Annotated in this window: 14 protein-coding genes and 1 tRNA gene; 14 read left to right on the top strand and 1 reads right to left on the bottom strand. The window is 61.6% G+C overall.

Features of this window, described 5'->3' with window-relative positions:
- Nucleotides 1–23: 23 nt before the first annotated feature.
- From htpG to MKK68_RS18570, 6 genes are all read left to right on the top strand, one after another.
- The gene (htpG, locus tag MKK68_RS18595) at nucleotides 24–1,853 is read left to right on the top strand and encodes a molecular chaperone HtpG (RefSeq protein ID WP_243947014.1); all 1,830 of its coding nucleotides are present in this window, start codon (nucleotides 24–26) and stop codon (nucleotides 1,851–1,853) included.
- A gap of 107 nt (nucleotides 1,854–1,960) precedes the next feature.
- Nucleotides 1,961–2,050, top strand: a tRNA-Ser gene (locus MKK68_RS18590).
- Nucleotides 2,051–2,147: 97 nt separating this feature from the next.
- Nucleotides 2,148–2,858, top strand: coding sequence for a DUF6538 domain-containing protein (locus MKK68_RS18585; protein WP_244032189.1), 711 nt, complete (start codon nucleotides 2,148–2,150; stop codon nucleotides 2,856–2,858).
- A 9-nt stretch (nucleotides 2,859–2,867) separates the two neighbouring features.
- The gene (locus tag MKK68_RS18580; protein ID WP_244032187.1) at nucleotides 2,868–3,695 is read left to right on the top strand and encodes a site-specific integrase; all 828 of its coding nucleotides are present in this window, start codon (nucleotides 2,868–2,870) and stop codon (nucleotides 3,693–3,695) included.
- 473 nt (nucleotides 3,696–4,168) lie between these two features.
- Nucleotides 4,169–4,615: a hypothetical protein gene (locus MKK68_RS18575; protein WP_244032185.1), complete on the top strand. Its 447-nt coding sequence runs from the start codon at nucleotides 4,169–4,171 to the stop codon at nucleotides 4,613–4,615.
- Between the two features lie 171 nt (nucleotides 4,616–4,786).
- Nucleotides 4,787–5,683, top strand: a complete 897-nt coding sequence (locus tag MKK68_RS18570; RefSeq protein ID WP_244032183.1) for a 3'-5' exonuclease — start codon at nucleotides 4,787–4,789, stop codon at nucleotides 5,681–5,683.
- Between the two features lie 50 nt (nucleotides 5,684–5,733).
- Here MKK68_RS18570 and MKK68_RS29945 read toward each other — a convergent pair whose 3' ends face one another.
- A complete protein-coding gene (locus MKK68_RS29945) occupies nucleotides 5,734–6,051 on the bottom strand; it encodes a GNAT family N-acetyltransferase (RefSeq protein ID WP_409567270.1) in 318 nt (105 codons plus the stop codon).
- Between the two features lie 203 nt (nucleotides 6,052–6,254).
- Here MKK68_RS29945 and MKK68_RS18565 point away from each other — a divergent pair, with 203 nt between their 5' ends.
- The 8 genes from MKK68_RS18565 to MKK68_RS18530 all read left to right on the top strand — a co-directional run bounded on the left by MKK68_RS18565 (nucleotide 6,255) and on the right by MKK68_RS18530 (nucleotide 14,062).
- Complete coding sequence (locus MKK68_RS18565) at nucleotides 6,255–7,511, top strand: site-specific integrase (RefSeq protein ID WP_244032175.1); 1,257 nt, start codon at nucleotides 6,255–6,257, stop codon at nucleotides 7,509–7,511.
- A 165-nt stretch (nucleotides 7,512–7,676) separates the two neighbouring features.
- Complete coding sequence (locus MKK68_RS18560; RefSeq protein WP_244032173.1) at nucleotides 7,677–7,859, top strand: helix-turn-helix transcriptional regulator; 183 nt, start codon at nucleotides 7,677–7,679, stop codon at nucleotides 7,857–7,859.
- 95 nt (nucleotides 7,860–7,954) lie between these two features.
- Nucleotides 7,955–9,226: a reverse transcriptase domain-containing protein gene (locus MKK68_RS18555; protein ID WP_244032171.1), complete on the top strand. Its 1,272-nt coding sequence runs from the start codon at nucleotides 7,955–7,957 to the stop codon at nucleotides 9,224–9,226.
- A 454-nt stretch (nucleotides 9,227–9,680) separates the two neighbouring features.
- Nucleotides 9,681–9,914: a hypothetical protein gene (locus tag MKK68_RS18550; protein ID WP_244032170.1), complete on the top strand. Its 234-nt coding sequence runs from the start codon at nucleotides 9,681–9,683 to the stop codon at nucleotides 9,912–9,914.
- A gap of 139 nt (nucleotides 9,915–10,053) precedes the next feature.
- Nucleotides 10,054–10,299 carry a hypothetical protein gene (locus MKK68_RS18545; protein WP_409567269.1) on the top strand — a complete coding sequence of 82 codons (246 nt, stop codon included), beginning with the start codon at nucleotides 10,054–10,056 and terminating at the stop codon, nucleotides 10,297–10,299.
- A gap of 8 nt (nucleotides 10,300–10,307) precedes the next feature.
- A complete protein-coding gene (locus MKK68_RS18540; RefSeq protein WP_244032168.1) occupies nucleotides 10,308–11,390 on the top strand; it encodes a catalase family protein in 1,083 nt (360 codons plus the stop codon).
- Nucleotides 11,391–11,915: 525 nt separating this feature from the next.
- Nucleotides 11,916–12,704: an alpha/beta fold hydrolase gene (locus MKK68_RS18535; protein WP_244032166.1), complete on the top strand. Its 789-nt coding sequence runs from the start codon at nucleotides 11,916–11,918 to the stop codon at nucleotides 12,702–12,704.
- Nucleotides 12,705–13,447: 743 nt separating this feature from the next.
- On the top strand, nucleotides 13,448–14,062 hold the full coding sequence (locus tag MKK68_RS18530) for a DUF892 family protein (protein WP_243932191.1): 615 nt from the start codon (nucleotides 13,448–13,450) through the stop codon (nucleotides 14,060–14,062).
- The last annotated feature ends 418 nt before the right edge of the window (nucleotides 14,063–14,480 follow it).

Here is a 14,480-nt window from a genome sequence, read left to right as displayed (position 1 = left end):
CCTTGTGAAGTGGAGCGACGAACGTGAGCGAGACGGTGGAGCGGCACGAATTCGGTGCCGAAGTCGGGCGGCTGCTGGATCTCGTGGTCCACGCCCTCTATTCCGACCGCGAGATCTTCCTGCGGGAGCTGGTGGCCAACGCCGCCGACGCGATGGATCGCCGCCGGTTCGAGGCGCTGACCTCGGCGGCGAGCGCGCTGCCCGCCGACGCGAAGGTGCGGATCACCCCCGACAAGCCGGCGCGCACGCTGACGGTCTCGGATGCCGGCATTGGCATGAGCAAGGAGGACCTCGCCTCCAACCTCGGCACCATCGCACGCTCGGGCACGCGGGCCTTCTCGCAGACGCTGGCGGAGGCCAAGCCCGACGAGAAGCCGAGCCTGATCGGCCAGTTCGGCGTCGGCTTCTACTCGGCCTTCATGGTCGCCGACCGGGTCACCGTCACCTCGCGCCGCGCGGGCACCGACGAGGCCTGGACCTGGGCCTCGGAGGGCCAGGGCAGCTACACGCTCGAGCCGGCGACCCGCGAGGAACCCGGCACCACGATCGTGATGCACCTGAAGGAGGACGCCGACGAGTACCTGGAGAGCTACCGGCTCGACCATCTCGTGCGCAAATGGGCCGACTTCATCACCGTGCCGATCGCCATCGTCGAGGACGGCAAGGAGGAATCGGCCAACCAGGGCACCGCGCTCTGGCGCAAGCCGAAATCCGAGATCACGCCGGAGCAGTACGAGGAGTTCTACCGCTCGGTCGGGATGAACTTCGACAAGCCGTGGGCGACGCTGCACTGGCGCGCCGAGGGCGCGCTCGAGTTCTCGGCGCTGCTGTTCGTGCCCGGGATGAAGCCGTTCCAGGCGGTCGAGGGCGAGCGCGAGAGCAAGGTTCGCCTGCATGTCCGGCGCATGTTCATCACCGACGACGCCAAGCTGCTGCCGTCCTGGCTGCGCTTCGTGCAGGGCGTGGTCGACACCGAGGACCTGCCGCTCAACGTCTCGCGCGAGATGCTGCAGACCACGCCGGCGCTGGCCAAGATCCGCCGCGCCGTCACCGGCCGGGTGCTCTCCGAGCTGACGAGCCGGGCCAAGGACGCCGAGGGCTACCAGGCCTTTTGGGAGAATTTCGGTCCGGTGGTGAAGGAGGGCATCTACGAGGACCACGAGCGCCGGGCCGAGATCGCGCCGCTGCTGCGCTTCAAGTCCTCCGCGGTCGAGGGCTGGACCGGGCTCGCCGACTACGTCGCGCGGATGAAGGATGGCCAGGAGGCGATCTACTACCTCGTCGCCGACGACGCCGACGCCCTCGCGCGCTCGCCCCAGCTCGAAGGCTTCCGCGCCCGCGGGCTCGAGGTGCTGCTGCTTTCCGACCACGTCGACGCGTTCTGGCCCGAGCAGCTCGCGCGCTTCGAGGAGAAGCCGCTGCGCTCGGTGACGCAGGGCGCCCTCGACCTCTCGAAGTTCGCCGGCGACGGCGACGCGGGCGAGCCCCCGGCCGGGATCGAGGGCCTCGTCGCGAAGATCAAGGCGGCCTTGTCCGAGGACGTTTCGGACGTGCGCGCCACCGACCGCCTCGTCGACAGCGCCGTGGTGCTGGCCGCCGGCGGCAGCGGCCCCGACCTCCAGATGCAGCGCCTGCTGCGCCGGGCGGGCCGCGCCGCCGGCGGCGGCAAGCCGATCCTGGAGATCAACCCGCGCCACCCGCTGATCCGCGCGCTGGCCGAAGGCCCGGAGGACGCCGTCGCCCCGGCCGCCGGCACCCTCCTCGACCTCGCCCGCATCCAGGACGGCGACACCCCGCGCGACCCGGTCGCCTTCGCCCAGGTCGTCGCGGCGGCGCTCGCCGCGAAAGCCTGAGGCGCACGGCGACCTTCGCCGGCGACGACGATCGAAAGATCGCATTCCGGCTTGTGATCCGGCGGTGCTTCATGCTAGGCACCGCCGGTCTCGACGAGGCACCTCGCGGAGAGGTGGCAGAGCGGTTGATTGTACCGCACTCGAAATGCGGCATGGGTGCAAGCCCATCGGGGGTTCGAATCCCCCCCTCTCCGCCACTTAAACCTAAAGCTCAATCATCACGGTAAGTTGCTGACCTGCAACGGTTTCGTACGGCCCGACTGGTACATTCGGGTGGTACATATGCCTCTGCCAATGGCCCGTCCCTGGAAACATCCCGACAGCGGCATCTACTATGTCCGCAAGGCTGTACCGGCTCGGCTGCGCGCCCTTGTCGGCAAATCGCTCGAAAAGGTCAGCCTTGGGACGCACGATCCGGAGGAGGCTCGGCGGCGTCATGCCAAGGCCATTCTCGAAATCGAAGAGCGGTGGGAGGCCCTCCAGGGTGGCCCGAAGGCGTTAAGTGAGCGCGAAGCGCATGAGCTGGCTGCGCCAGCTCAAGATCGTTGGATCGCCCTGCATCGCGACAACCCAAGCCTAAATTTCTGGCAGACGGACCTCTTCGATCGTCTCTGGCAGCAGCGCCGGAAAGGACTTTGGGGGCGCCCTGATGTCGTTCATCAGGTTCTTCACGGTGAGTACGCCGACCGCGGTGAGGACGAGATGGAGGAATGGTGCCTCAAGCAGGCCGACATCCTCATCAGGAAAAAGGGTTTGCAGGTCGATCCGGACGGCCGCCGCACTCTCGCCAAGGCTGTCGCGGCGGCCATTCAGCGGGCGAGCCTGATCCTAAAGCGGCACGCGCTTGGTGATGTACCCGGAGATGACAGACCGCCGAAGACGCCCCTGGTCGCTCCCACCCCTGTAACGAGGCGGATGGATACGCAGGCGTCAGTCAAGTTCAATGACCTTGTAAACGGCTGGGCTGCCGAACGGAAGCCGGCGGAGAAGACGGTCTATGACTAGACACGGGTTATGGCGCAGCTTTCAGCGTTCCTGAAGCACGACGATGTCGGGCGGATCACCGCTGACGATCTGGTTGCCTGGAAGGACAGCTTGGTTGCGGCAGGCCTAGCTGCGAAGACGATCCGAGAGAGTCGGTTGGCGCCTGTTCGCGCGATTCTGAGATGGGGTGTCGATAACAGGCGACTTGCCGAAAATCCCGCCGAGCGCATAACAATCAGCGTGAAGCAGAAGCCTGGACAGGGGAAACGGGGATTCACGGAAGCTGAAGCCAGGGTCATCCTTGATGCGGCAGCGATAGAGAAAGACGCGGTGAGACGGTGGGTGCCCTGGGTCTGCGCCTTCACAGAGGGCCGCCTTTCAGAGGTCTGCCAGTTGAGAGTCGAAGATATCGTCGAGATCGAGGGTACGAGCGCATTGAGGTTCGATGCCGATGCAGGCTCCCTTAAAAACATTGGCTCCGAACGAACGATCCCGCTGCACTCGGCCCTGATCGCGGCGGGTTTCCTCGAATTCGTCAGCAGCCGGAATGCTGGCCCGCTGTTCCCGGAACTGTCCCCGGATAAGTTCGGCAAACGGGGCGGCAATGGTACGAAGGTGCTGGGTCGCTGGGTTCGCGACTTGGGTTTAAAAGATCCTCGGCTGGCCCCCAACCACTCGTGGCGGCACCGTTTCAAGACTCTAGCGCGCAACCATGGCCTTGCGCCCGATATCGCGGACGCTATCACCGGGCACTCCCATCGTTCCGTAGGCGACCGATACGGCGAGTACGATCTATCTGCCATGAAAAGAGAACTGGAGAAATTACCAGGGATCCCAGTTAGTTTGCCGCAGACGTGATCAAATTCAACATCACCTTATATGCCAATCTAATTACATAAATAAATGCAATCGATCTTTAAATTCATTTTAACGACAGATTGAGGCATCATTTTAGCCCCAATTCGTGATGACTTGTAACGCATCTTGCGATACTACATTGGACGATATTATCACGGCGGCGAACCCCATCACTGCCGCCCCATGGTCCTGAGATAGACGGCCCGCGCGAGGCGCGCCGCCCCCACCCGCCTGCCTGAACAACCTCAGCAAGTTTTTGTCTTTTAAGACGAGCCCCTCGTACGAAAGCAACAAGAGCCTCGACCATCCAGGCCGGCAGCCAGCAGACGTCAATCTCTTGTTGGCGGCGCAAGCCGCTTTGTGATGGGCTCCGTAAGCAAGGATTAACGCTGCGTGAGCATCGTTGTGAAACTGATCGATCAACCGTTCGGACCAGCGGGGTCCGCACAGTTGCGCTAGGAGACAGCCGGTCCATGCCTCGCTTGTTCGAACTGCTGCGCCGGAACCTCCAGATGGTTTTTGCGTGGAAGCCGGCACCTGCTCAGTTGCTTCCTCTCATCCTGGGGGTTTTCGCCTTTGCAGGTTGGGGAGCCTACGCGAACAAAGCGTCAGTCAACCGCAATCTCACGACTGAAGTCAGCCTGCTTCAAACAGAAAGAAGCGCGCTTGTGAATCGTCAGAGAGAGTTGGAGCAGGCAAACATCGACCTTGTCCGTGAGTGGCAAGGCAAACTCGCCTCCGCACGCGAGGAGCTTGGTCAAGCTGTTGCCGCGCGCGACGCGGCCAAGGGCCAGCTTGGCAGTTCACAGCGCGAGCATGTCGCCTTGAAGAAGCGCCTCGATCAGGCTCGTGAACGTGTCTCCGAGACAGGAAGCATCAAACCCGCGGAGCCGTCGAAGAAGGCCGCGAATAAGCCGTAGAGCCGCCCGAGAGCTCGGCCCTCAATGTGATGAACCCAAGCCGCGCTAATTTCCTTGGGGACTCAGCTTAGGAGGTCTGGCTGCGAGGCCTTGACCCTGTCCTGCTCCTGCGACGAGTCGCGGCCTCCGATGGCTGAGCGATGGCGAGGCTTCGGACTGGACGCTACAGAAGTGACGGAAGCCCTCGACAACATCGCAAGCGTGCTGGAAGGCACTGGCGACTACCGGGTGCTGCGGCGCGTCAGACCGTTTGTCGATTTCACGGATGCAGCCGACGAGCCGACGTTCATCGGGCTGATCCTCGACACAGAGACCACGGGCATCGATCGCGCGCGCGACGAGGTGATCGAGCTTGGCATCATCAAGTTCGAGTACGGCGCAAGCGGCCGCGTCTACCGGGTGATCGAGACGCTCAATCAGCTCCATCAACCCGGCAAACCGATCCCGCCTGAGGTCACGCGCCTGACCGGCATCACGGATGCCGACGTAGCTGGCCAGCGCATCGATGATGCAGCCGTTCGCGAGATAGCCGCTGACGCCGCAGTGGTGATCGCTCACAATGCCAGTTTCGACCGGCAGATGTGCGAAGGTCGTTGGCCGATCTTCATCGAGAAGAATTGGGCTTGTTCCTGCCATCAGGTGCCATGGCGCGACGAGGGCCATGAGGGCATGAAGCTCGGCTATCTGCTCACCGACTATGGCTTGTTCCATAAGGGTCATCGCGCCATCGACGACTGTCATGCCCTTCTGGCGCTGCTGGCGGCCCCACTGAGGTCCTCCGGTCGCCTTGCCCTGTCGTGCCTGCTCGAAACTGCCCGCAGGCCCACGGTGCGCCTTTGGGCAACTGGTTCGCCCATCGCGACAAAGGACGCGCTGAAGGCGCGCAGCTATCGCTGGAGCGGCCGGCGGCGCTGCTGGTACATCGATGTTGAAGAGAACCGATCCGAGATCGAGCGCACCTTCCTCAGCCAGCAGATTTTCAAGCGTGAGGTCCAGGACCTATCAGCCGAGCGGATCACGGCGAGGGACCGGTTCTCCGTAAGGACGAACCCCGAAGCCTCAGGGTGAGACCCGAAGCTAAGCCAGCGCATTTTCGAGCGTCACAGAAGCCTCCTCAGCTACCGATACACGATGGAACCGTTGGCACGCTCCATCGCGTACCGGCGGTGTCTGCGACCTGACCTATCGATCTGCGTATCCTCATCGACCACCGCAAAGCCCCGCGCTTTATAAAACTCTATAGCTAAAGCATTTTCTTGGAAAACGTGAAGCCAGAGGCGTCGATGGCGATCCGCTGTTGCTTGCAGTAGCGCTGATCCGGCGCCAATGCGGGTGCGACCGACGTACAACGCCGAGATGTAGCCCTCATCATCCACGGTGATAAAGCCAATCACTGAGCCGTCAAGCTCAGCAATCAGAGTTTCAGAACACCCCAACAAAAGCTTCAGATGCTGACGGCCTTCGGTATGCTCACGGCGTTCTAAGAACGAATTTAAATTTCTTCGTAGTACTAGTTTGCATGGATTTGCATTCTCGATCTAACCTATTGCTTACAATCGATTATCACTCCTAAGCTGTATCCTGAGATTATACGGGGTTGCCGAGCGCGTGCTTCCCCGGTGCTTCCCAGGAGGACACATTGGACCGTCAGAGAATTACTAAAAAGGTGGTTGAGAGCCTTAAGCCAGGAGCATCAGAATACACGCTCTGGGACAGCGACTTGAGTGGATACGGGATACGTGTACGTCCCAATGGAGCAATGTCTTACATCGCTGTGTACAGAGCAGGCCACGGCCGCAAGGCTCCGGTTCGCAAGCTGACACTGTGTGCCGTCGGTAAAATTACCCCGGATGAAGCGCGCTCGCTGGCGCGAAAGGCACTTGGCTCTGCTGCGCATGGCCAGGATCCTGCTGCCGAGAAGGCGGCATCGTGCCAATCTATGACGGTATCGGAACTGGCCGAAGCCTTTCTCGCGGAGCACGTCGAGCCGAAGCGCAAAGCGAAGACGGTTGAGGGCTACAGACACGCAATACGAAGTCACGTTGTGCCCGAAATCGGCACCGTAAAAGCGGACCAGCTCACCCGAGCAGCTGTTACTAAATTGCACTTAAAGCTCAAGGACCGACCCTCAGCCGCCAACTACGTTCTCGCCGTCGTAGGTAGTATGTATGGCTTCGGGCAGCGATGTGGGTACGTGCCAGAGGGCCACAATCCCGCAGAACGCATCGATCGCTACGCCGAGCAGAGCCGAGAACGATTTCTCACTAGCGCGGAACTAACGCGCCTTGGAGAGGCGATGAGAGAAGCCGAGACCGTGGGACTGCCGTGGGAGTTGGATGCGCACAAACCCAAGTCCAAGCACGCGCCACGGGTTGAGAACCGGCGGACGGTTTTCGCTCCATCTGCCGTAGCTGCGGTACGTCTCCTCCTGCTGACGGGCTGCCGTCTGCGCGAGATCCTTAACCTGCAGTGGTCCTACATCGACTTCGAACGAGGCATGCTCTTCATCCCGGACTCGAAGACCGGCCGCAAACCTGTCGTCCTGAACGCGGCCTCATTAGCGATCCTTGGCGCTTTGCCTCAAGACGGATTGTACGTTGTGCCAGGCAACGATCCGAAACGTCCACGTCACGACCTTCAGAGGATCTGGTCGTCTCTGACGCGGCGAGCGCAGCTGCAAGGTGTACGTCTGCACGACCTTCGCCATACGTTCGCTAGCGTCGGAGCTGCGGATGGTCTGGGCCTTCCGATCGTAGGCAAATTGCTCGGCCACGCTCAGGCAGCAACTACTGCTCGCTACGCACACCTCGACAACGATCCTGTACGGAGAGCATCAGAGCGTATCAGCTCAAAGATTCAATCAGCTCTGAATCAGTCAACGGCCTTAAACGGATGAGTGGGAATGCCTTTTTCCAGACTGGCGTTCGCCACCGTTTCACAGGGTGGGCAGAGTTCACAACCACCGGAGAGGAACGCACTTCCCATCGTTATCTGGAGTGGTAACAGTCGTTCTTGTGATTGACAGGGTTGCAGCAAACCTCTCTTCCAAGGACCAAAGCGTATGAACAAGCTTTCCGTCGGACAAGCCGCCCATAGATTAGGGATTAGCAAAAGCTGGCTCGATAAGAAGCGCGTACAGGGGGGAGGACCCACGTACATAAAGCTTGGTCGTCGTGTGCTATACGACGAAAACGATCTCGATGCCTGGGCAGACACTCATCGCCGCAGTCACACATCGCAGTGAGTTCCGTATCGCATCCGCGCTCCATCAATACCACGGCCAAGCTTGAGCCGCATTTTTCGAAGTGAAATCAATTTCAATCAAATGGGAACGGGACGATGATTGACCGATCCGCCGTGCTCCACCGAGCGAACCATCTCGTCGACAAGGCATTCGCCGATGCGATGGAACACCACGTTGATAACATGGCGGACAAGCTCCAGCGGTTAAATCATGCTGTAAAGTCGGGATCTGGGAAGCGTATCAGGAAAACCCAGGAGATTCTCCTGAAGTCGTTCTCTGCAAAGCTCTGCTGCGTGGTTCTTTCGATGGAAAAGAACGAGCAAGAGGCGCTGACCCCATTGGCTCTGTTCGAGATAGCCGAGGTCCTCGACCCATTCTCTGACCCTGGGGAGCCCGTTAGATCCTATCCCAGGATCAAATCGATACGCGGCGACTGGCGGCCGATCTGCGTGTTCGGGCCGAAGCGTAAGACCCTTCAGACGCTTGCCAGCCACCTCCTGACCGTCAAGTTTGGCTCACATCCCTTGGATTACATGGGGAAAGGTCGTGGGGCTGAGATCGCCGCAGACCGAATTACTCAATTTATCGACGACGGTATCCGCTACTTTGTGGTCGCCGACATCGCATCCTGCTTCAGGTCCGTGAAGCAAGAGGAGATCGCCACTCGGCTCGGTCTTCCTCCGGCAATGGTACGTCATTGCCTCCTGATCGGAGAGGACGTCCCTGTGACGCTTCCCTCCGTTCTCCCTACCGATACCGACCCTAAAGCCTTTAGCGAAGCGGTCCGGCAAGGACTACCCCAGGGTGCACGCTCGTCAAACCGCGTTATCAGTCTGCTTCTCGGACCTGAGCTGAGGTCTTTGACCTTGGACGATCGCATCGTTCTCTATGGAGACGATTTTGCGGTTCCGGCTGTGACGCGCGATGAAGCAGAAGCGTTTGCGAAAACCCTTCCCGAGCTTATGAAGGCTCACCCTGCCGGACCGTTTCGCCTCAAATGCTGCACGCTTCGCAACGCCAGTGATGGATTTAATTTTCTGAAGTATCACTTCAGACTCGATCATCTGACCAAACGTACGAGGCTACGCCCATCCTCCATTAGCTATCATAGATTCGCTGAAAATGTTCGGTCAATCATCGCGGAAAACCCATATCGCGATATCTACAAGGCTGTGATGATATATCGTCAACGATGGCTCGGTTCATTCAGACGATACAAAGCAAATGAGTCGGCTCTTGGATTGCTTTGGCAAAGCGCGATCGCAGATCTACCGTCGTCTTTGTATATAAAATGGCAAAGAGGATGCGAGCACTACAGAAGTGCACATATATGGCCACCTGGCATCAAGTTCGCTTGGATGGAATGAGCGGCTCAATCTGGCATGAGCTAGCGGTGGAGATCTGATGCTTGGTACCCTCCGCAAACGTCCGGGATGGGTGGTTTTCTGCCTTTCCGCTTCGGGGCGGCGAGTGCATGGAGGCGGACATCCCGGCGGGGACCGATCACGACCCTTTGCACAAGGTCGGAAGGTCCGCTTGCAGGCTACTCGGTATGGCATTCCCCGATGGCCGGGGCGGGTGAGAATGCGCGGCATCCTGACCGCCGGTGTGAAAATCTGAAACTAAAAATAAGCGGATGTCGTACCGCCTACAGACGACCCAAGAACGTTCGTGCCGAAGGCTCTGCTTAGGTACACTCTACCGCTTGGCCGAAAGGCAAATAACCATCAATTGACGAGATTTCATATATCGGAACAATGCCGGAAAATTTTTGTTGTGACGAGGGTTGAATATGGCATTCAGCACTACAGGAGATCTTGCATGAAGAAGTTCACACTCGCCCTCACCGCACTGACCGCCCTTGGCGGCATCGCATTCGTGACCGGTTCGGCCTCCGCCGCCCCGATGTCCGTCAACGGCCTCCAGTCCGAGAGCGGCGTCACCCAGGTCCGCATGATGCAGGGCGACCGGATAATGATGAAGAAGCGCATGATGCGGAAGCAAATGATGAAGCGCCGCATGATGAAGAAGCGGATGATGAACCGCGGTATGTGATTTCAAGCGCCTGACAGTCCCGGAGGTCCCGATGAAGGGATCTCCGCCCTGCAGGCCACGATTTCAAGGAAGACCTTTGGCCCGAACCTATCTCACCCGATCAGCGCCAGAGACTGATTAGGTCGAGCGTCGCCGATGGATGTTCCGGCATCCCGTCGTCATCCGCATCACGCACTGGGTGAACGCGGTCTACCTCCTGGTCCTGCTGATGAGCGGCCTGCAAATCTTCAACGCCCACCCGGCCCTTTACTGGGACAGCGTCTCGACCTTCGACACGCCGCTGATGGCGATGTCCTCGACCGAGGCCGACCCGCCCAAGGGCGTGACGACGGTGCTCGTCACGGCTTCGACACGACGAGCTGGCTCGGCTCCCCGATCCCCGTGAGGAAGAACATGACCTACCTTCGATACGCACCCGACGTCGAGAAGCCCGATCCGGACGAGCAGAAGACGATTGATGGCATCATCAACGGCATGACGCAGCAATCGGAGACCGTCGAGGCACGCGAGCACCATGCCGTGCGTGCCAGCCATGCGAAGAGCTCTGCGTGCGTCACCGGCGAGTTGATGATTGCCGCCGGCCTGCCGCCCGAACTGGCCCAAGGGCTGTTCGCCACGCCCGGCACTCACCCCGTGGCGGTTCGCTTCGCTCAGGGGCCGGGCGAGACCCTGGGCGACCGGGTCTCGACCCACCGCGGCATGTCCATCAAGGTGTTCGACGTGCCCGGCGAGAAGCTGCCCGGCCACGCCGTCGACACCCAGGACTTCGTACTCGCGACGGGCACCACGTTTCCCTCGGGCACAGCGGCCGGCTTCCTGCGGGACGGCACCGTCATCGGGAAGTCCACGGGGTTGCCGGAAGGGGTGAAGAGCGCGGTCTCGTCGACGATGCGCAACCTCAATCGCGCGCTGCACGCCTTCGGGACGGAGAGCGCGCTGGCCGACTTCTTCGGCCATCCCTACAGCCACCCCCTCGCCGACAGCTACTTCAGCCAGGCGCCGGTCCGCTACGGCGATTACGTGGCCAAGCTCGGGGTCGTTCCGGCGACGGACAGCCAGCGTGCCCTATCCGAGTGGCGGCTCGATCCGCATCAGGACGAGGACGGCTTCCGCCATGCCACGGTCGCCTTCTTCCGCGACCACGAGGTGGTGTTCGAGTTGAGGGCGCAACTCTGGGCGGACGTCGAGAGGCAGCCCATCGAGGATGCCTCGGTCGACTGGCCGGTCTCCATCAGCCCCTACCGTACGGTCGCGACGCTGCGGCTGCCCCGCCAGGATGCCTACAGCGCGGCCCGCGTGCGCTACTTCGACGAGGTGATGACCTTCCGTCCTGCCCATAGTCTCACGGCTCACCGGCCGCTTGGTTCCGTGATGCGCGCACGGCTTCGGGTCTACCAGGCGCTGAGCGATTTCCGCCACGGCAAGAATGGCGTGGCGTCCGAGGATACCGCGAGCATTGATCACGTTCCGGCCTAGGCGCGACATGACCGACATCGGACAGCCAGGGGGGGCGACATGCTGATTGATGTCGCCCGGTCGCACGCCTGTGAGTTCGAGGGCCCCTCCGTCTCCGATTGAACCGACGATGCGGTGGTGTGCAACACGCACATCGACCGCGGCGGCGCCATCCTGACGTAGACGGTCGTGATCGAAGCCCTCAGGTTCCAGATCAGGGAGCCGATCGCAAAGAACTGAAGACGATGGTGAGAAGTTCCCGGGGGCTGGATGGCTCCGTGCCGTCAAGTCTCCGTCCGTCGACCGTTTGGAGTCGGCGTGATCGCACGGACCGCGGACGACGATGCTGGCTCGGCAAGCGCCAACCCGGCCATGGGTTCATGTTCTGATCACCTGTGCAGGTTCACCGAATGCCGCGGCGGGTCACTCGACCTCAATGCGTCCGATATGAGCGGCCCGCGGACCTGACTGGCATTCTCGGCCTGACGAAATCTGCGACGGACCAGTGTTCGTATTGCAGGGCGAAAATTGAAGGACAATGCCGTCATGTCCCTACATTTCGAACGCCTCGGCACGGGCCGGCCGCTACTGATGGTCCACGGGCTGGGGGCCAATCTCCGCACCTGGGATCCGCTCTTGAGCGCATTGCGCGCCTCGCGCGAACTGATCTTGGTCGACCTGCCGGGACATGGCAAATCGGCCCGGCTCGCGGGCCGGCAGACGGTGGAGGCTTATGCAGACGCCTTAGCCGGCTTCGTGCAGTCCCATGGCCTGACGACGGCGGACCTTGTCGGCAGTTCGGTGGGGGGCCGGCTGGTGCTGGAGCTGGCGCGGCGGGGCATCGGTCGGCACTGCGTGGCGCTCGATCCCGGCGGTTTCTGGCGCGGGTGGGAAACGCGCTGGTTACACTGGACGCTCGCGGCATCGATACGCCTGGTGCGGCTGCTGCGGCCCTTCCATCCCGGCCTGTCGCGCCATGCCGTCACCCGTACGGTGTTGCTGGCCCAACTGTCGGCCCGTCCGTGGGTGCTACCACCGCAGCTTGTCGAAGAGGAGCTGCGGAGCCTGGCGGCCACACCGGTGTTCGATGCGATGCTGCGCGAGCTGGCACGCGGACCGTTGCAGCAGGGCTCGGCAAAGACGCCTGGCCGGGTCACCATCGGCTGGGGCCGCCAGGACCACCTGCTGCTGCCACGCCAGGCTGCACGCGCCCAGGTAGCCTTCCCGTCGGCCCGGCTGCACTGGTTCGAACGCTGCAGCCACTTCCCGCATTGGGATCAGCCTGCCGAGACGGCGCGCGTGATCCTTGAAACGGTCGGGGAGGATGCGCCTTGAAAGGGCTTCTTGCACCCCAGAGCCTGCGGTCATCCCCGGATCGTCAAGCATATCGGCCGAGCTTGCCGCATCCGCTCGGGATCCGGTCCATGGTCCGCTCTTTTATCGCCGCGGGAATGAAGCAGCGCTTCAAAGCCAACCTAGAGCGCGGCATTTCGAGGCTGCGCTGATCGCGCTGACCTGCTCTGGTTGCGCTTCACATGGCCCATCCCGCGAACGACCGCTTTAATTAGCCTTGCCGTTTCCAGGCTCGACAACGGACCATCTGAAGTCGCGCTCCAGGCATTCCCCATGTGTCCCAAAGGGGATCGGCTACCGAACGTTTCCGCCCACGACCGACTCGGTAATTCGGAAGGTCTGCTTTCGGGCAAACTGTACGATCCCGAGCGACCGGGTCCGACAGAAAGCTGCCTGACGGATGTGAAATGAGCAGTTGAAAATACAGACATCGCTGGCGAGCAAGCGCTTCAAGCCGTGTGAATTGTGTGGCGAGCATGTCCTGGCCATCACACAGGTGGGTTTTCGGGTGTTTCTTGAGCGACCGCCGAAACCGCGTGTCGGCGCCCCAGTTCCAGTCGGCGCCCGTAGATACCTGCCGCCTGCAGAAGGCCGAGACGGATCTTGAGGCCGACCCGGGCGCTTACTGCGTTGGATACCGCAGTCGATCGCATCAACCGAACGACGAGGGCGGCCAGAGTTGCCAGACAGACTCTGAGTTCAAGACGGCGAACACGAGGTGAGGAATGATGTCAGGGAACCGGCGACTTTTCGAGGAAGGGTTAGACCTTCTCCACGGAGCGCATCGGCAGGGGGCGGCGCAGGCGACGCGCAACAACAAGACGGCGACGCTGCCGAAGCTGAAACAGATGCTGGAGGCCGGATCGAAACAGAACATCGTTCAGCTAGAGCGGTTGGACGAGGTTTTCGACTCGATCGGCGTCAGGCCCGACCCCAGAAACGATCCCGCCATGCAGGGCATCTGCGATCTCAACGAAGCGGAAATAGCCAAGCATGGGGATGCCGCCGACCGCGACCTCATCAACATCGAGTACGGTCAAGTCGCGGCGCATTTCTACATCGCCCGGTATGGCACGCTGCGGAGGGCCGCACACGCGCTCGGACATGCCAAAGCCGTCAAGCTCTTGGATCGCACGCTCGTCGAGACCCGCGCGATTGATCGCGCCTTCACGCAGCTTTACGATCACCTGCTGTCACGCCGCACTTCGTCACGCTACCCGGGCGAGACTGCGCTAGCGACCACGGCGGCCATGCACCCCGGCCTCACGGTCGGGTTGGCGCTTGGCGGTGTCTTGGCCGCGGCCGCGCTCGTGGAAGCGGGGCGATCCAAGCGACGCTGAAGGACGGGTGGACGAGGCGCGGCTCCCACGGCGGGCCTGCCGGCAACTAAGGTCCGCCCCAGCGTGCGCGTCGCCGTCCCCTCCAGTGCCTGGCCTCGACCGTGACGGTGGGCCTAAGCATCGCGGCCACCCTCGCGGCCCTGGCCGTCGCCTTGATCGGTGACACGCACCTGCTGCCGACCTGGTTCACCCCTAGCCGCGCAAGGTCGAACGTCCGCTTTATGGCCGCCGATCAACTTCCGTTCGCCACCCCGAGCCGAAGTTGCCGGAGGCCTGACGAACGGCTGCTTTGGAGAAATGCCGATGGCGGTCCGGGCGGCTGGGTTGGGTCGCTTGCGGAATGGCAGTTCGGGGTGGTTTTCGGCCAGTCCGCTTACGAGCGGAAAGTCATCGAAGCTGACGTGGCTGCCGCGCCCGC

Origin of the sequence: Methylobacterium sp. E-016 (assembly GCF_022829745.1) — a bacterium.
Classification (GTDB): domain Bacteria; phylum Pseudomonadota; class Alphaproteobacteria; order Rhizobiales; family Beijerinckiaceae; genus Methylobacterium.
Note: the sequence above shows the minus strand (reverse complement) of the source record. Positions and strands in the feature narration are given on the sequence as shown.